This is a genomic window from Kocuria nitroreducens, assembly GCF_042879195.1.
Classification (GTDB): Bacteria; Actinomycetota; Actinomycetes; order Actinomycetales; family Micrococcaceae; genus Kocuria; species Kocuria nitroreducens.
The window spans coordinates 1-16399 of sequence record NZ_JBHZTC010000029.1 but is presented as its reverse complement, the minus strand read 5'-3'; the positions used below and the strand labels follow the sequence as shown (position 1 = coordinate 16399).

The window sequence follows — 16399 nt, the reverse complement described above, 5'->3', positions numbered from 1 at the left end:
GCATCCGCCAGCTCCAGGCAATGATCGCCAGTGGGATGAGGCCGGTGTAAAGGACCGGGAACAGGGTGTTCAGCATGGCAGATCGCTCGCTTTCGGCGTCGTTCGCGCACTCGTGTTGTCGTTCATCGGCCGGCGACTGCGGTGGCGGCCTTGGCCAGCAGAGAGGTGTTTCCCGAGGAGGACCGTGCTTCCAGTCCGTCTGCGGCCCCGTAGACCCGGTAGAGAGTGGATGCTCCCAGCCAGCGGATGGGCTCGGGTTCCCACTTGCGAGGGGTGCGGTCGATCCATCCCAGGCGCGTGAGCTGGGTGTCCTGACCGAGAACGAAGTCGGCAAGGGTCCGGCCCGCCAAGTTCGTGGCAGACACACCGTGCCCGACGTATCCACCGGCCATGCCGATCCCTGTCGCCCGGTCGAACGAGACGGAGCCGGACCAGTCCCGTGGCACACCGAGAACACCGGTCCAGGTGTGGGCGACCGGCGTGGTGGCAGTCGCCGGGAAGATGGAATGCAGGCGCTCGATCAACTGGGCGACGGCTCGTTCGTTCGTCCGCCCGTCCCAGTCGAAGGAAGACCGGAAGTTGTAGGGCACTCCACGTCCACCCAGTGCGATCCGCCGATCGTCGGTGCGGTGCATGTAGGTGAAGCTGTGGGCGGCGTCCCCCAGAGTCTCGGCGCCTCGCCAGCCGAGAGTTTCCCAGGCCTCGTCCGTCAGAGGTTCGGTGATGATCATGCTGCTGTTCATGGGCAGCATGCGTCGCCCGTAGCCTGGCATCCGGGACAGGTAGCCCTCAAGGGTCACGATGACGTTCTTGGCCCGGATCCGACCGCGGTCGGTGACCAGCGCGTGCGGTGCGAAGGCTGTGACCGTGGTGTCCTCGTAAACGGTCCCGCCGAGGGCTTCTACCGCTTCGGCCAGCCCCCGCACGAAGCGGGCGGGATCGATGCGCGCGGCGTGGTGGGTGTACAGGCCCCCGATGCCGGAGGGCACGTTGACACGGTCGCGCAGCTGGGGGGCGTCGAGCAGGGTGATGTCGTCCTCGGTCCAGCCCCATGTCGTCGAGCTGGCCACCCGCTCCTTCAGCCTGTTCATCTGTGCGTCGTTCGTCGCGAAGTACAGAAGGCCGTCCTTGCGGATCGAGGCGTCGATCCCGCGCGACTGCGCCACGGAGATGACCTCGTCGACCGTCCTGAACATCTCCTGCTGCAGCTGCAGGGTGGCGTCGACCCCACGACGTGCGGCGTAGCGGCCCATGTTCCCCGGCGGCTCGGCACTGAGCCAGCCACCGTTGCGTCCCGAAGCGCCGTAGCCCGCGAATTCCTTCTCGACCACGGCTACCACGAGATCGGGCCTGGCCTGCAGCAGGTAGTAGGCGGTCCAGAGACCGGAGAATCCGGCGCCGGCGATGGCGACGTCCACGTCGACGTCCCCGGCCAGTGGCTGCCGGCGCTGGATGGGAGCCATCTGATCCATCCAGAAGGAAACGTTGCCGTTGACCCTGGGCCAGCTGGTGTGCTGTTGATGCGTACTGCGTGTTGGCAAAGGAGGACCTCCTCGTCCTGAAGGGCAAAATGTCCCCAGGGGCGTCACTGCAGGAATGCCACCGGGTGCGTCACTACAGGATGGCGCCGGCAGACACCGGGCACCATTGTGCAGAAGCTCAACTCGAGCCGGTGATGTGTACGCCGGGACAGGTGCGGTCAGAGATCCGGGTGACCCAGCAGCCGCAGAGCCTTGACCGCGAGGAACAGCTCTGTCTGGTCCGACAGATCATCCAGCGACTTGCCCGAGATGCTCTCGAGGCGCTTGAGTCGATAGGCGAGGGTCTGCCGATGAATGTTGAGTTCTTCGGCTGCTTGCTTGGACGCGCAGTTGTGGTCGAAGAAGGTCATCAGGGTGCCGATGAGGCTCGTTCCGTGGGTCCGGTCGTAGTCGAGCAGCGAGCCGAGGGTCTGCTGCACCAGTTGGTGTCCCTCCGCCACAGTTCGAGGCAGCAGCGGTGAGTGCGCACGACGGTAGACCACGACGCCTGTGCCCGCGGACTCCGCGGCCTCCAGCCCCCATTGACTCTCCCGCAGCGCGTCTCCGGCGTCCCGGTGGCTCGAAAAAGCCTCGCTCACCCCCGCGTGAAACCCTGGTCCATCGGCAAGCCCGAAGATCCCGTCGTCCAGGTGCGCATCCGCAGTGATGAGGAGGGTCATCGCCCCTGACTCGCCGACCAGGTGAGGGATCTGCCGCAGACTCAGACGCCACTGAAGATCCACGACGTCCACAGGTGCTGGGTGGTGCCACACGGTCAACCTCCACGGTGGAGTCTCCAACCCGGCGGCCTTGAACGCCGTCGCGAGAACATCACCATCGGATGATCCCTGCAGGAGGTGGGCCGCGATCCGTTGACCTGATTCGCGTGCTCGCATCGCCTCCGACGCTTGGCGCTGGACGTGAACGGCGAGGATCGTCGCTGCATGCTCGAGCACGAAGAAGTTCGGTGTGATGTCGTCCGTGAGTGGGACGACAACGAGGATGATGGATGATCCCTCCGACAGCGGAAGGACAGTGGCCTTCATCCCCGCGAGGCTCAACCGCACGTAAGCAGGCATGCGCCCGGAGGGTCCGATGGTCGCCAGCACCGCTGCCAGGACCTCATGCTGTGCTTCCTCGATGTCGCGGAGCACCGGTTGCCCCGACTGTCTCCGCACGGAGATCAGGCGTGACCGAGTCTCCCGCTCCAGTCGTTCGACCAGGTCTTCCAGACTGACATCTCCGCCCAGGGTGCCTCGCAACAGGTCGTACATCCGCACGATCTGGCGCAGCTGACGGCCGGACTCATGGCGGTTCAGATCAGCCACGGTGCGTGAGATGAACACCCACGGCACCGAGTACCCGGCCTGGACCACCGGGAACTCGAGGTCATCGGCGAAATCTGCGGCCTCGGCCATGAGCGGGGCGCTCATCCCCTCACCCAAGACAATTCCTGACACGCCGGCACGAGCCAGCGCATCGATGTAGTCGACCTGCTGCTGTGCCGAGCGGGGAAAACTGGAACCGGCCGAAAGAAGCAGGTCACCCGTTCCGATCCACTCCCACGGGCGCTCCTGCTCGCACGACTGAGCCCACAGCACAGCCCTGTGCCCACCGGAGCGGCCCGCGAGATACGTCATGGAGAGTTGCGGATGACTGACCAGGTCCTCGACGGAAACTCGCTGAGACGTCATCGTTGGATGGTATGCCGGCCTCCGGTGCGGTTCCCGTCGGCCAAGTCACCGATTCGGTGCGGATGGGTAGCGTAGGGGCATGATCACTTGGGCGAGTTTTCCCTATGACGGCACCGTGGTGGTGGTGACCGGCGCCGGATCGGGCATCGGCCAGGCCATCGCCCGTGCCTTCCTCGAGAACGGGGCCAGCATATGCGTGGTCGGCCGCCACGAGCCTCCGTTGCAGGAGACGGTCCAGGGGTTCCCGGAGGAGCGAGTGCTGATGCGCACCGCCGACGTCTCCGACCGCACCGAGGTGGACGACATGATCTCGGCCGTCGTGGACCGCTTCGGCCGGCTGGACGTGGTGGTCAACAACGCCGGTGTGTTCGAGGGCGGAGAGATCGACGACTACGACGACGCGGCGTGGCAACGCATGCACGGCATCAACGTGGACGCGCTGCTCTTTGTGGCCCGCGCCGCCATGCCGTGGCTGCAACGCTCCCGGGGCAACATCGTGGCGATCTCCTCGGTGTCGGGCATGCGCGGGGACTGGGGTCAGTTCGCCTACAACGCCACCAAGGGCGCGGTGAACGCCATGGTGCAGAGCCTGGCGCTGGATGCCGGTCCCCATGGAGTGCGCGCCAATGTGATCGCCCCGGCCTTCACCGCGACCCGTCTGACCCGGGACCGGTTGGACGATCCCGGCTTCGCCGCCGCTCTGGCCGACAGGGTCGCCCTGGGGCGGGCGGCCACACCCGAGGACGTCGCTCGTGCGGTACTGTTCGTCGCCGGGCCCGACGCAGGCTACATCACCGGGGCTGTCATCCCCGTCGATGGGGGGACGACAGCGTCCACCGGTCAGCCCCGTCCCGTGTGATGCGTGCCGGTGTCCTCGCGCCCCCGGCATCAGGCCCGGTCGCGGTCGACGGTTCCCCGGCCTCCGGGGTGCGGTGGCCACGGCGACCTGTCGGGTGCCGGTGCGTCACCGGGGGTGGGCTGTGGAACCGCGCACCTGCAGTTCGGTGGGGACCAGGTGCAGGCGGGCGGGCAGCTCCGGCTGGGCGAGGCGTTCGAGGAAGTAGGTGCCGGACTGCACTCCGACCGCCAGGTTGCCGGTGTCCACCGAGGTCAGCGACAGGTGGCGGACGCGGGCCAGGTACGTGTTGTCGTAGCCGACCACGGAGAGATCCCCGGGGACGGCGAGCCCCTGGTCGGCGGCGGCGGACAGCACCCCGATGGCCGCGATGTCGTTGAAGGCGAAGATCGCGGTGGGCCGGTCTGCAGCGGTGATCAGCCGGTGGGCGGCGGCGTAGCCGCTTTCCTCACTCATCCCGCCGACCACCACGCAGGGCTCGAGGTCGGCGGTGCGCATGGCATGTTCGTAGCCGGCCCGGCGCAGTTCGGCGATCTCCCCGGGCCCCTGGAGGTGGGCGATCCGGCGGTGACCCAGGCGCAGGAGGTGCTCGGTGGTCTGGCGGGCCCCGGCCTCGTCGTCGTTGACGACGATGTCGACGCGGGGCAGGTGGGGCTCACGGGTGCCGGCCAGCACGACCGGCAGGCCGGCCGCGGCGGCCTTGACGCCGGCCGCCTCGGTGGTGGTGCCCACGACGACAAGCCCGTCGATGCGCTGCTCCAGCAGGGCATCGACGGAGCGGCGGCCGATGCGGAGGTTCGTGGAGGAGGCGGCCAGCACCGGGGAGACTCCGGCGGCATGCACGGTGGCGGTCAGTCCCTCGAGGAGTTCGACGAACCAGGGGTTGCGCAGGTCGTTGAGCAGCACCCCGACCGTGCTCGTGCGCGGGGCGGAGAGGCTGCGGGCGATGCGGTTGGGCCGGTAGCCCAGCTCCTCCATGGCCTGCAGCACGGACTGTCGGCGGCCGGCGCTGACGTTGCCGGAGCCCTGGAGCACCAAGGAGACCAGCGACTTGGACACCCCGGCCCGCTCGGCCACGTCCCGGATGGTGGACCGGCGCTCTGGCGCACCCGCAGGGGTCGTCCGTTCGACCACGGTGAGCTCTCCTTCTTCCGCTACCGGTCCAGACTAGAAAGGTTGACATGTGGCCTGGCCCGCTCTCATTCTGGACCGGTCCAATTTTTTTCCAACAGGGGGGACCTGTCGTGAGCGCACCCTTGGACCGCAGGCGCACCGGCCGCATGGTCGGCGCCACCCCCGCCCCGGACCGGGACCTGTCCATCCCCACCGGCATCGACGGGCTCATCGGCGTGCAGGTCGTCGAGGCCGTCGCCGCCTCCCACCGTGCCGGCGCCGCTTGGGCGGTCCCGGCGTCCGCTCTCGAGAAGGCCGAGGTCTGACCGTGCCCCGTTTCGCCCTGCTCGGAGCCGGTTTCATCGGCTCTGTCCACGCCGCCAACCTCGCGGTCCACCCCGACGTGACGTTCTCACTCGTCTATGACATCAACCACGCCCGAGCCCATTCCCTCGCCGCCGCTCACGGGGCCCGGGCCACCACGGACCTGGACGAGGCCTTCGACCCCCACGGCATCGACGCGGTGTTCATCGCCTCCTCCACCGACACCCACGCCCAGCACCTGGTCCGGGCCGCCGAGGCGGGGATCGCCGTGCTGTGCGAGAAACCCATCGACCTGGACCTGACCCACGCCCGGGAGGCCTCGGCCCACGCGGCCGGCCACGGCATCCCGGTGATGGTCGATTTCAACCGCCGCTTCGACCGCGACTACGCCGAGCTACGGCGCATCGTCGTCGACGAGGAGATCGGTGACGTCGAACTGATCCAGCTCTCGACCCGGGGGCCGTCCCTGCCCCCGCTGTCCTACATCGCGACCTCCGGCGGGCAGATGCGCGACCAGACCGTGCACTTCTTCGACCTGGCCCGCTGGATCAGCGGCCTGGACCCCGTCGAGGTGTTCGCCACCGGCTCCGCCCTGGCCGATCCCCGGCTGGCCGAGCACGACGACGTCGACACCTCTGCCGTCACGCTGCGCCTGCCCACCGGCGCCCTGGTGCAGATCGACAGCGTCCGCCGCACCGGATACGGCTACGACGAACGCATCGAGGTCCTCGGCTCCACCGGCATGATCGAAGCTCGCCGCCACCGCACCGGCAACGTCTCTCGCTACTCCGCCGGGCGTGTCGTCGAGGATGGCCTGCACGCCGGCTGGTTCGAACGTGTGCGGCCCACCTACGCGGCTGCCCTGGACCACTTCATCACCGCACTGGGGAACGGCACCGCCCCCGCACCGTCCCTCGAGGACGGGCTGAAGGCGCAGGCCATCGCCGAGGCTGCCACCCGCTCCCTGCACACCAGGCGCACCGAGACCATCGACTACTGAACCTCGTGGACGACGCCTCCGGGTCGGACGCACCGGGCTGTCGACCCGGAGACACGGGAGCCGAGTACGCCTTCTCCGCACCATCGTCGAACGACGCCTGCCGCGCTGCCACAGCGGCGATCATGCGACAGAAATCCCGCCCGGGTCCACCGCTCCCTGCGCCGGCGCGGTCGCACCGTGCGGATCGCTCGAACCGCTGGGGCCGGTAGCTCGCCACACGCAAGGCAGAGGAACAATCCGCCCCGGGCCCCCGTCCACAGGTCGGCCAGCGACTGCACAGCCACGCCTCCGGACCATGGCGGTGACCGTCATACGGGACAGCCCGATCGGATGTCCCCGGACGGCGCAGCAGACCCTGTATCAGACGAGATCGACGATGTCGGCGATCGAGTCCAGGACCCGCCCGGGGCGGAACGGGTACTCGCTGATGTCCGAGACCTGTGTGGACCCGCTCAGCACCAGGATCGTCTCGAGCCCGGCTTCGATGCCCGCGACGACGTCGGTGTCCATCCGGTCCCCGATCATCACCGTGGACTCGGAGTGGGCCTCGATGCGGTTCATCGCGCTGCGGAACATCATCGGATTGGGCTTGCCCACGAAGTACGGGCGGGCCCCCGTGGCTCGCGTGATCAGGGCCGCGACCGCCCCGGTCGCCGGCAGCGGACCCTCGGCTGAGGGCCCGGTGGGATCAGGGTTGGTCGCGATGAAACGTGACCCGGACTCGATCAGCCGGATCGCCTTGGTGATGGCCTCGAACGAGTACGTCCGGGTCTCACCCAGGACCACGTAGTCGGGGCTGACATCAGTGAGGGTGTAGCCCACTTCGTACAACGCGGTGGTCAGACCGGCCTCACCGACCACGTACGCCGATCCACGAGGGACCTGGTCGGCGAGGAACCTCGCGGTGGCCAGTGCTGAGGTCCAGATCGACTCCTCGGGGACGGTCAGGCCGCTCTTCGCCAGTCGGGCCGCGAGATCACGGGGGGTGTAGATCGAGTTGTTGGTGAGCACCAGGAAACGCCGCTCCTGGTCGACGAGGCGCTGTAAGAAGTCCGCAGCACCCGGAAGGGCCTCACCCTCACGGACGAGCACACCGTCCATGTCCGTCAACCAGCACTCCGGGCGGGAACGTTCCATCAAAAACCTCCTGAGAATCGCCATCAACTGCCAACGATGCTACTGCCAGTACCGCATCTCCTCCCCACGTCCCATTGCCAGGCGCTGGGGCTTGCGCGTCCCGCAAGAGCAACCCCTGCGGCAGTACCGCCCGGGACTATCGCAGTAACGGTGTAAGAGGCCCAATCGTGTGATGTCTCGGGAGATCGTGCACAGGTGTGTCTCAAGACATCGTGTACAAACCCGTGTCTGAGGACTTCGTGGACGGTGTTGGCTGGTGGGGTCCGTGCCAGCCTCGGCGGTGGTCGGGCTTGGCGTACTGCGCGATGGTCACGCCGTCCGCGTCGCTGATCGTGACGGTGACGGCGTCCCAGATGACGGTGACCTGCTCGCCCTTGCGTTTATAGCCGGCATAGAACTTGCTGGCGAGAACGCCGATGTAGCCGCCCTTGGAGACGGTCCGCGCTGCGGTGCCGGTGTTCCCAGCCGAGGGGTTGTGGCCGGCGCCCTTCATGGGAGTGCCGGCCGAGCTGCGAGGCCCGTAGTAGAAGCCGGTCGTCGCTGGGCGCGGGTAGCTGATGATGTACTCACCGTCGTCGGCGAGAATTTCGACGGTTGTCTCGTTCCAGATGACGTGCACGGTCTGTCCGACTCGGTTGGTGGCCACGTAGAACATGCAGCTGAGCACCTTGACCTGCCCGTTCTGCTTGACCTTCAGGTCAACGCTGCCCACGCCAGGATGCAGCGCCAGCGGTGTCCTGCTCTTGGGCTGTGGTCGGGCTTCGGCACTGTTCGCCGTCGGCCGTGCCGAGGGCGGCATCTGCGGCATGCGGGGCTCCGGGGTCGGCGGCGGCGCGGGGTCGATAGCCTGCCAGGCTTCCATCGGCGTCCTGCCGTCGAGAGCCTGATGGACGCGCTCATGGTTGTAGTACGCGTCGAACTCGTTGACCAGGGCCTGCAAGGCGAAGATCGTCGCGGCCGCAGGACGTGCGTTCAGCCACTTCTGCAGGGTCTGATGGAACCGCTCGTTCTTGCCCTGCGTCGTCGGCTTGTCCGGCTTGCCGGTGATGGGCTTGACGCCAAGATCGATCAAGTAGTCGACGAGCTTGCCGGTGAACCCTCGACGTGTGGGGTTGAACGCCAGTCCATTGTCCGAGAGCAGCCGTTGCGGCACGCCCCAGCGGCGAACCGCGGTCGAGACCACCTGGACGGCCGCCTTGGCCGTCTCGCCCTCGGCAACCAGGGTCGCCAACGCCAGGCGCGTGTGGTCGTCGATGACTTGTTGGATCGCGACCGCAGTCCCATCAGTCAGGGACCAGGCGAAAGCGTCGATCTGCCAGCAGCAGTTCGGAGCGGGATAGACGAACCGGCGGTTAGCCGCCCTGGGCCGCTTACGTGGCTCGGGCGGGGAAACCCCGGCCGCGGCGAATGCTCTGGCGAGCGTGGCTCGCGACGGCGGGTTGAGACCCTGACGCTGCATTCTCGCGCGCACCGACAGGGGCCCGGCATCCAAGCCCTGCTCAACGAGCCATGCCCGCACCCCCAGCGCGTGTTCGATCACCTTCGGATCGACGCGCCGCGGGCTCTTCAGCGGCCGTCGTGACCCCGGCTCGGTCGCCCCGACCGGGCCCTGCTCCCGCGCCTGGCGACGGATCTTGTAGAACACCGATCGGCTGATGCCCTGCCGCTGGCAGAAACGGCTCACCTCCCCCCGCTCAGCACTCTCAGGCCAGTTCGCAATCGCCCAACGCACATCCGCGGGCACCGTGTTTGAGTCCATGCCAGAAGGAAACTCGACACCGAAGTGCGCACGATGTCATGAGACAGACTGTGCACGATGTAGTGAGACAGAACCGTCCACGATGTCCCGAGACTTCACATGATTGGGCCTCTTACACCGTTCTTGCGACAGTCCCCGTGAGCACTACCTCCAGCACGCGAAAATGCCAGTGTCTTTGCCAGCCTCCACCCGGGCCATATGTATAGCAAAAGGCAAGGGAACCCGTACAGCAACGTCTACGGAGCTACTTGCGGTCGGGAGGTCACCGTTAGGGGCTCTCTACTGCTGTCCAGGGATGCCGGGGCATGGGAGGGGTGCCGTGCAGCGTGCATCGGCCGGCCATGTCCCGGATACGTCGGGCTCATGTCCTCCTTACATGCTCGAGTCGTTTCAGCGGTGAGCTGGTTGGGGGCCATGCCATGACAGAAATCAGTGCGCACATCCCAGATGGCGACATTTACGACCTGCAGTCGGTGCACCCAGGGGACCGTGTGGAGGTCTGGGACCGTGGGGTGCTGCGCTACCGCGGCCGGGTGGAAGAGCTTGTGCCGCACCTGGGGGTGGTGTGGATCCGTGAGACCTGGACCTGGGAGCGGAAGATGATCACCGTCGACGACTACTGTGTGCGGTCCTACTCCGGGCCCTACCGCCCTTCGATGACCCCGCACACCCCACCCAGCACGGGGCCCGCTGCGATGGACAGTACGTGTTTGGGTCCTTCGGATCTGTTTCCCACCGATTTGGCCGAGCTGTCCCTAGTGGAGCTGCAGGTGCTGCACAGCAGGATCTCCCGCCAGCTCGACAGCGAGTACCTCACCGATCCCGCCGGGCCCCACCCGGTCACCACCGACCGCCACCACGAGGTGGTCCTCGCCCTGGACGCCCACACCAGCACCTGACCTCACGGGGCTTGCACTGCCTGCCTGGCGGGACGGGAGGCAGACGAGCACCGGGAGGGGGCCGGGGACCGGCGCGCCGGCCCACTCCGGCGGGGCGGGGTTCACATCGGTGAGGCGATGCCGATGAGCACTCCGAAGGGGTCCCGGACGTAGGAGACGCGTTGTCCCCACGGCTCGTCATGGGGTTCGCTCAACGGCTGGGCCCCCGCATCTACTGCCCGAGTGAAGTCCTCATCGACGGTGCCGGTGGTCAGGGTGAGCTCGAAGCCCGCCGGCGGCGCAGTGGGGTCCAGTGCCGTGTAGGGCACGGGCACCGCACTGGCCCCCAGGGCGTGGCTGGTGAACGCCACAGCGGTCTCCCCGGTGTCCAGTTGCCCGTAGTCACCGGACTCGTGCAGAAAGGCCTGGTCGAAACCGAAGGCTCGTCGGTAGAACTCCAGGGCCGCAGCGACCTGCGGAACGTAGACGATGACATATCCCAGCTTCACGATGACGATGTCCTTCCGGTAGCAGTCACCGTCAGCATCACACCAGCACCGGGTGGTGGGCTTGAACTATTCGGCCAGATGCAAGCGCGCCAGCTCTCCCACCCGGTAACCGGTCAGGGCCCGCACCTCACGCCAGGCGTGGGCCTGGTCGGCGTACCCGGCCACAGCAGCAGCTTCCGCCGCAGGACCGGAGACGAGCAAGGACAGGAACCGCCACCACCGCAGGATCCGCACTACCCGCACCGGGTTCGCCTGGAACCACTGCCAGCAGGATCTGCGCAGGCTCCGTTCGGACATCCCCAGGGCGTGGGCGATCTGCGGAATCCGCGCACACGGTTGGTCGGCCCACCGCAGGAACCGCTGCGCCTGGCCATCGACCGACCACCTGAGGGCCCCGGTCTCCACGGCATTCCGCAGCCCGTCATGTGCGGCCTCCACGTCGCGGCAGTCGCCCCAGACTGAGTCCGACCACCCCTGGGGCAGTCCCCTCAGTGTCGCCCCCACCGGCAGCCGCACTCCCACGGTGTGCGCCCCGGCGTCGAAGGACAGGTGCTGCACCTCAACGGTGCGGGGAACCACCGAGGGCCCGCCTGCGCCCCACACCAGATCCTGGCACAGGTCGGGCAGCACCTGCACCAGCCCCGGACGACGTTGCTCATGGCGCCACAGCACCACTGGCCCGTACCAACGCAGCTCAACGTGCTCACACCCTGGATCGAACAAGGTCGGCAGCACCATCGAGGATTCGGCCACAGGGGTGATCGCCGGTCCCGGAGGAACTTGCTGGGGTCCGGACATCTCAATCGGCTCTCCTCCCCGTCGTCACGAAGCACCACTGGTACTGACACACGGTAACGCCGGCTTTCCTCTGCAGGTTCACACCCCCGCCGATGACGCCGCACGTAGCGGCCAGCCGGTCGGAGCCGACTTCACCGGACTGGGCTTCCTTTTGTCCGTCCTCCCGAGAACGGTGACCTGAGCGCCCATGGGGTCATGGGTGCCGCACCGGGACAGAGCAGGCGGACAACAGGGCTTCCAGTCGTTGACCTGTGACCTGGATTGCTCCCCGACGGGGGGGCTACAGCGGTCGATACATCAGCACGAGTTCCCGGGGCCCTGCGTGTCAGGGTGAGTTGAGTCCAGCGGTTCACAGCCAATCCGCCTGACGCAGGGCGAGATCAGGATCGACCACCATGAGCAGCACTACACTCTCGTCGCCGTTGTCATCGGTCACCGATGATGGGGCAATGAGCAATCCTCGTCCTCGTGCAGACGGCCCGTCCCGGCGCCGATCGTTCACCCCGGAACAGAAGCTGGCGCACCTGGCCGCCTACGAGCAGGCCTGCGAAGAGCAGCAGGGCGGGGCGTACCTGCGCCGGGAGGGCCTGTACTCCTCGCTGATCTCCGAGTGGCGCCGACTGCGCGACGCCGGGGTGCTCGAGGGCAAGGCCGCCGGAGAGTCGGTCGGTCGCCCCAGTGCGGAGCAGGCCGAGATCGCCCGGCTGCGCCGCCAGCTGGCCGCCTCCCAGCAGCGCCTGGCCACGACCGAGACCGCGCTGGACATCATGGGAAAAGCACACGCGCTCTTGGAGTCCATCTCCGAGAGCGCGCCGGAGGAGACCCAGCCCAGGAAGCGCTGATGGGCGCCTACACCGAGCTCACCGCCGCGGGGACAACCACCCGGGCCGCGGCGGAACTGACCGGGATACCCCGGGCCACCGCTACCCGGCGCAGGAGCGGCCCCATCCCGGCGGTGACCCCTGCGCCGGTTCCGGCCAACCGGCTCAGCCCCGCCGAGCGGGCCCGGGTGCTGGGCGTGCTCCACAGCGACGAGTTCATCGACCAGCCCCCGGCCCAGGTCTACGCCACGCTGCTGGCACGCGGGGTGTACCTGTGCTCGATCTCCACGATGTACCGCATCCTGGCCGCCGCCGCGCAGGTGAAAGAGCGCCGGCGCCAGGCACGCCACCCCGCTCGGGCGATCCCCGAGCTGGTGGCCGAGAGGGCGGGACAGGTCTATACCTGGGACATCACCAAGCTGCCCGGCCCCGCCAGGGGTGTGTACCACGACGCCTACGTGATGATCGACATCTACTCCCGCTACATCGTCGGCGCCCACGTCCACGCCCGGGAGTCCGCCCCGCTGGCCGAGGACATGATGCGGCGGATCTTCGGCGTGCATGGCATCCCCGCCGTCGTGCACGCCGACCGGGGCACCTCGATGACCTCCAAGCCGCTGGCCGCGCTGCTGGCCGACCTCGGCGTCACCCGGTCCCACTCGAGGCCCAGCGTGTCGAACGATAATCCCTATTCAGAGGCATGGTTCAAGACCTTGAAGTACTCCCCGGTGTTCCCCGAACGCTTCGGCTCTCTGGCCGATGCCCGGGCGTTCATGGCTGGTTTCGTCGAGGCGTACAACCACGAACACCACCACACCGGGATCGGGCTGCACACCCCGGCCGACGTCCACTACGGCCACACCGGAACCGTCGCGGCGCAACGATCGGCGGCCCTGACCGCCGCCCGTACTACTCACCCCGAGCGCTTCTCCACCATCCGCGACCCGAAGATCCTTTCCCTGCCCACCGACGCCTGGATCAACCGACCAGCGGCCGCAGAACCCGCAGCCGCCTGACACCCGCTGGCCTCAAACACCTTGAAAATTTCCGGGGGCCGGCGGTGCGGGCTCGATGGGGTGTGAGCAGGTGGAAACCCTGCCGGTGCCAAAAGGCGCGGGCACCGGTGTTGCCGGCGATCACCGAGAGCAGCAGCTGCCGGCACCCGTGGGCCAAACCGGCCTGTTCCGTTATGATCAGCAACCGGGTGCCGATGCCTTGCCTACGGTGGGTGGGATGGACGGGGAGCACCCCGATGTAGCAGGACACCGGGGTGGGCCACCGGTTCACTGACTGCACGACACCGATCAAGATCCCCGTGGCGCTGAACGCCGCCAGGACTTGCTGGACACCGGGACGGGCCCCTCCGGAACCTGCGCCCAGGAGGGCGTCCACGTCACGGGACGAGGGTTCCGGGCCGAAGCTCGTGCGGGTGTAGGCGAGATCGTCCATCACAAACTGCTCCAGCAGCGGCCGATCGCGGGCAGGCATGAAGCCGGAGTCCGGGAGAGGCTCCAGCAGCGGGTGCTTGTGGAGTTCTCCGAGGAACAGACCCCGGACCGGTCCCGAGCCAGCATTGATGCGGTGTCGGTACGGGCCAGAGGGGCCCGTTTACCAGGGGGTCCCCACCCGTTCACCGTTCCGAAGTTCCCCGTCCGTAACGTCGGCCGTGCCACCGACCGTCAGACGTCGATCTCCGGGGGATCCATGACACGCCCGCTCACCCGCACCACGTCCATCGCCGCCGCCGTCTGCCTGCTGGGTGGAATTGCCGGTGCCGCCCACGCCCAGGGGGGATCTCTCGATCTCACCCCCGTGGGCAGCTATTCCACGGGCGTCTTCGACGCCTCCGCAGCGGAGATCGTGGCGCACCACCCCGCGACCCAGAGGGTGTTCGTGGTCAACGCCGACCAGGCCGTCATCGAGGTCCTGAACATTGCCGACCCGTCCGAGCCCACCAAGCTCTTCGAGCTCACCACCACCGGCATCACCGCGGATGACGGGTCCACGGTGCCCGAGGGTGCCGTCGCGAACTCGGTGGCCGTACGCGAGGACGGTCTCGTCGTCGTCGCCGTCGAGTCCGACCCGAAGACCGACGCCGGCTGGCTCGTGCTCTTCGACGGCAACGCCGAGGGCTCCGAGCCGCTCGGCGCGGTGCGCGTGGGTGCCCAGCCGGACATGATCGCGCTCACGCCGAAGGGCGACCGAGCCATCGTCGCCAACGAGGGCGAACCCGCGGACGACTACTCGACGGACCCGGAGGGCTCCGTCTCGATCCTGAAGCTGCCGAAGCGACTCGAGGCCGCTTCCCAGAACGACGTGCGCACCGCGGACTTCCACGCCTTCGAGGGTGAGAATCTCCCCGAGAGCGTGCGGATCCACGGGGGCCGGGAGGACGCCGGCACGGGATCACCCGAGTTCCCCGTCTCGGAGAACCTGGAGCCCGAGTACATCACGGTCTCCGCCAACGGCTCCCGCGCGTACATCACCCTGCAGGAAGCGAACGCAATTGCCGAGCTGAACGTGCACTCGGGCAAGATCACGGATGTGTTCCCGCTCGGCACCGTGGACCGCACCGAAGTGCCGATGGACGCGTCCGACAAGGACGGGGAAATCAACATCACGACCCATCCCGTCCAGGGCTTCCGCCAGCCGGACGCCATCGCCTCCTACCGGCTCCGCGGCACCGACTACCTCATCACGGCCAACGAGGGCGACTCGCGGGACTGGGACGGCTACTCCGAGGAGATCCGCGTCGCAGATCTCGGCCAGGACGGTCTCCCGCCGGTCTGCGAGTCCGTGGTCGAGGGTCTCACTGCCGAGGACGGGTCCCCAATGATCGTGGAGCAGCTGCAGGACGACGAGAAGCTGGGCCGGTTGAACATCACCACGGCCCAAGGGCTGGCTGAGGACGGCTCGTGCTATGAGACCCTCTACGCCTACGGCTCGCGCGGGTTCTCGATCTTCACCCCGGACGGTGACGTGGTCTTCGACTCCGGTGCGCAGTTCGAGGAGATCACGGCCGAACGCTATCCCGAGTTCTTCAACTCGAACCACACGGAGACCAACTTTGAGGGCCGCTCGGACGACAAGGGCCCCGAGCCCGAGGGCGTCGTGGTGGGTGAGATCGACGGCCACACTTACGCGTTCATCAGCCTCGAGCGCATCGGCGGTGTCATGGTGTACGACATCACGGACCCCGAGAACGCTGAGTTCACCACCTACGTGAACAACCGCGATTTCACGGTCTCCGTCGAGGACGAGATCGAGGAGGACCCCTCCGCGCTGGACCGGGCCGGTGACCTGGGCCCCGAAGGCCTCGCCTTCATCAGCGCCAAGGACTCCCCTGAGGGCGTCCCCCTGCTCGTGGTCGGCAATGAGGTCAGCGGCACCACCACGGCATACGAGATCACCCGCTGACACCGCGCCGACGAGCCCGGTTCCCGACCCGCCTTAGCGGGCCCGAAACCGGGCTCGTTCGTGCGAGCCCTCGCAGAACGCCTTATGGACGAGGCCCCGCAGCGACACGGCGGGCCGGCCCGGGTCGATCGACCGGGCCTCACCGCCCAGCAGCACGTAGCAACCGCGCACGAACATCGGACCCTCGGAGCACACGGTGATCGTCACCGGCTCGCCCGGCCCGGAGGCATCGGCCGGGACGGTGTCCTGCGGCGCCTCATCGGCCAGGCCTGCGTCCGGAGACGGGTCATCGGGCCGCGCGGTCCTCGAAGCGAGGTCGTCCACCAGGACCTCGGGGCGGTGGCTGAGACGGGATCAGCGGGGCGATCAGCTTCCACAGACGGTCATCGACCATCCATGACTGCGTTCTCGTCATCATGTAGGCACCGTGTGGCCATGCCAGGGCCACAGTGAGGTCATCCGCACCAACCAAACTTGGGCATGCGCCCGGGAGGTGGGGATCAGTAGCGTCCCCTAGCGTGGTGTACGCCGGGCCCTGGGGGCGTGGCGTTCCGAACGTGAGGCGGCCACCGC

General features: G+C 67.8%; 15 protein-coding genes. 6 read left to right on the top strand and 9 right to left on the bottom strand.

Going from position 1 to position 16399, the window contains the following annotated elements:
- Window positions 1-122: 122 nt before the first annotated feature.
- Entirely contained in the window at window positions 123-1418 is a 1296-nt protein-coding gene (locus ACFYE1_RS15940) for an NAD(P)/FAD-dependent oxidoreductase (RefSeq protein WP_387745012.1), read from the bottom strand.
- Window positions 1419-1699: 281 nt separating this feature from the next.
- A complete protein-coding gene (locus ACFYE1_RS15935) occupies window positions 1700-3214 on the bottom strand; it encodes a PucR family transcriptional regulator (RefSeq protein WP_387745009.1) in 1515 nt (504 codons plus the stop codon).
- A gap of 79 nt (window positions 3215-3293) precedes the next feature.
- On the opposite strand from ACFYE1_RS15935, the gene ACFYE1_RS15930 reads away from it, so the two are divergent.
- Complete coding sequence (locus tag ACFYE1_RS15930) at window positions 3294-4073, top strand: SDR family NAD(P)-dependent oxidoreductase (protein WP_387745006.1); 780 nt, start codon at window positions 3294-3296, stop codon at window positions 4071-4073.
- Window positions 4074-4178: 105 nt separating this feature from the next.
- Here the strand turns inward: ACFYE1_RS15930 and ACFYE1_RS15925 are convergent, their stop codons facing one another.
- The gene (locus ACFYE1_RS15925) at window positions 4179-5204 is read right to left on the bottom strand and encodes a LacI family DNA-binding transcriptional regulator (protein ID WP_387745003.1); all 1026 of its coding nucleotides are present in this window, start codon (window positions 5202-5204) and stop codon (window positions 4179-4181) included.
- Between the two features lie 110 nt (window positions 5205-5314).
- Between ACFYE1_RS15925 and ACFYE1_RS15920 the strand changes: the two genes are divergently transcribed.
- Window positions 5315-5509: a hypothetical protein gene (locus ACFYE1_RS15920; protein WP_387745000.1), complete on the top strand. Its 195-nt coding sequence runs from the start codon at window positions 5315-5317 to the stop codon at window positions 5507-5509.
- 2 nt (window positions 5510-5511) lie between these two features.
- Entirely contained in the window at window positions 5512-6507 is a 996-nt protein-coding gene (locus ACFYE1_RS15915) for a Gfo/Idh/MocA family oxidoreductase (protein ID WP_387744998.1), read from the top strand.
- 360 nt (window positions 6508-6867) lie between these two features.
- Here ACFYE1_RS15915 and ACFYE1_RS15910 read toward each other — a convergent pair whose 3' ends face one another.
- Entirely contained in the window at window positions 6868-7644 is a 777-nt protein-coding gene (locus ACFYE1_RS15910) for an HAD-IIA family hydrolase (RefSeq protein ID WP_387744995.1), read from the bottom strand.
- Window positions 7645-7846: 202 nt separating this feature from the next.
- On the bottom strand, window positions 7847-9289 hold the full coding sequence (locus ACFYE1_RS15905; protein ID WP_387744992.1) for an integrase core domain-containing protein: 1443 nt from the start codon (window positions 9287-9289) through the stop codon (window positions 7847-7849).
- A 533-nt stretch (window positions 9290-9822) separates the two neighbouring features.
- On the opposite strand from ACFYE1_RS15905, the gene ACFYE1_RS15900 reads away from it, so the two are divergent.
- On the top strand, window positions 9823-10302 hold the full coding sequence (locus ACFYE1_RS15900; protein WP_387744990.1) for a hypothetical protein: 480 nt from the start codon (window positions 9823-9825) through the stop codon (window positions 10300-10302).
- Window positions 10303-10403: 101 nt separating this feature from the next.
- On the opposite strand, the gene ACFYE1_RS15895 is transcribed toward ACFYE1_RS15900, so the two are convergent.
- On the bottom strand, window positions 10404-10790 hold the full coding sequence (locus ACFYE1_RS15895; protein WP_387744987.1) for a VOC family protein: 387 nt from the start codon (window positions 10788-10790) through the stop codon (window positions 10404-10406).
- A gap of 66 nt (window positions 10791-10856) precedes the next feature.
- Window positions 10857-11588 carry a helix-turn-helix domain-containing protein gene (locus ACFYE1_RS15890; protein WP_387744984.1) on the bottom strand — a complete coding sequence of 244 codons (732 nt, stop codon included), beginning with the start codon at window positions 11586-11588 and terminating at the stop codon, window positions 10857-10859.
- Between the two features lie 449 nt (window positions 11589-12037).
- Here ACFYE1_RS15890 and ACFYE1_RS15885 point away from each other — a divergent pair.
- Window positions 12038-13425, top strand: a protein-coding gene (locus tag ACFYE1_RS15885) for an IS3 family transposase (protein ID WP_387744981.1) whose coding sequence is annotated in 2 segments (ribosomal slippage) — window positions 12038-12398 and window positions 12398-13425 — 1389 coding nt in all. Because the reading frame shifts where the segments join, the coding sequence is not laid out codon by codon here.
- Here ACFYE1_RS15885 and ACFYE1_RS15880 read toward each other — a convergent pair.
- Entirely contained in the window at window positions 13388-13858 is a 471-nt protein-coding gene (locus ACFYE1_RS15880; RefSeq protein ID WP_387744978.1) for a GNAT family N-acetyltransferase, read from the bottom strand. The two genes, ACFYE1_RS15885 and ACFYE1_RS15880, sit on opposite strands and share 38 nt — an antisense overlap.
- Window positions 13859-14113: 255 nt before the next feature.
- Here ACFYE1_RS15880 and ACFYE1_RS15875 point away from each other — a divergent pair, with 255 nt between their 5' ends.
- Window positions 14114-15826 carry a choice-of-anchor I family protein gene (locus tag ACFYE1_RS15875; RefSeq protein WP_387744975.1) on the top strand — a complete coding sequence of 571 codons (1713 nt, stop codon included), beginning with the start codon at window positions 14114-14116 and terminating at the stop codon, window positions 15824-15826.
- 33 nt (window positions 15827-15859) lie between these two features.
- Here the strand turns inward: ACFYE1_RS15875 and ACFYE1_RS15870 are convergent, their stop codons facing one another.
- A complete protein-coding gene (locus tag ACFYE1_RS15870; protein ID WP_387744972.1) occupies window positions 15860-16150 on the bottom strand; it encodes a CDGSH iron-sulfur domain-containing protein in 291 nt (96 codons plus the stop codon).
- Between the last annotated feature and the right edge of the window lie 249 nt (window positions 16151-16399).

Coding starts and splice junctions, on each gene's coding strand:
- ACFYE1_RS15935 (WP_387745009.1), bottom strand. CDS start 3,214: ATGACGTCTCAGCGAGTTTCCGTCGAGGACCTGGTCAGTCATCCGCAA.
- ACFYE1_RS15930 (WP_387745006.1), top strand. CDS start 3,294: ATGATCACTTGGGCGAGTTTTCCCTATGACGGCACCGTGGTGGTGGTG.
- ACFYE1_RS15910 (WP_387744995.1), bottom strand. CDS start 7,644: ATGGAACGTTCCCGCCCGGAGTGCTGGTTGACGGACATGGACGGTGTG.
- ACFYE1_RS15900 (WP_387744990.1), top strand. CDS start 9,823: ATGACAGAAATCAGTGCGCACATCCCAGATGGCGACATTTACGACCTG.
- ACFYE1_RS15890 (WP_387744984.1), bottom strand. CDS start 11,588: ATGTCCGGACCCCAGCAAGTTCCTCCGGGACCGGCGATCACCCCTGTG.
- ACFYE1_RS15880 (WP_387744978.1), bottom strand. CDS start 13,858: ATGGACGATCTCGCCTACACCCGCACGAGCTTCGGCCCGGAACCCTCG.
- ACFYE1_RS15875 (WP_387744975.1), top strand. CDS start 14,114: ATGACACGCCCGCTCACCCGCACCACGTCCATCGCCGCCGCCGTCTGC.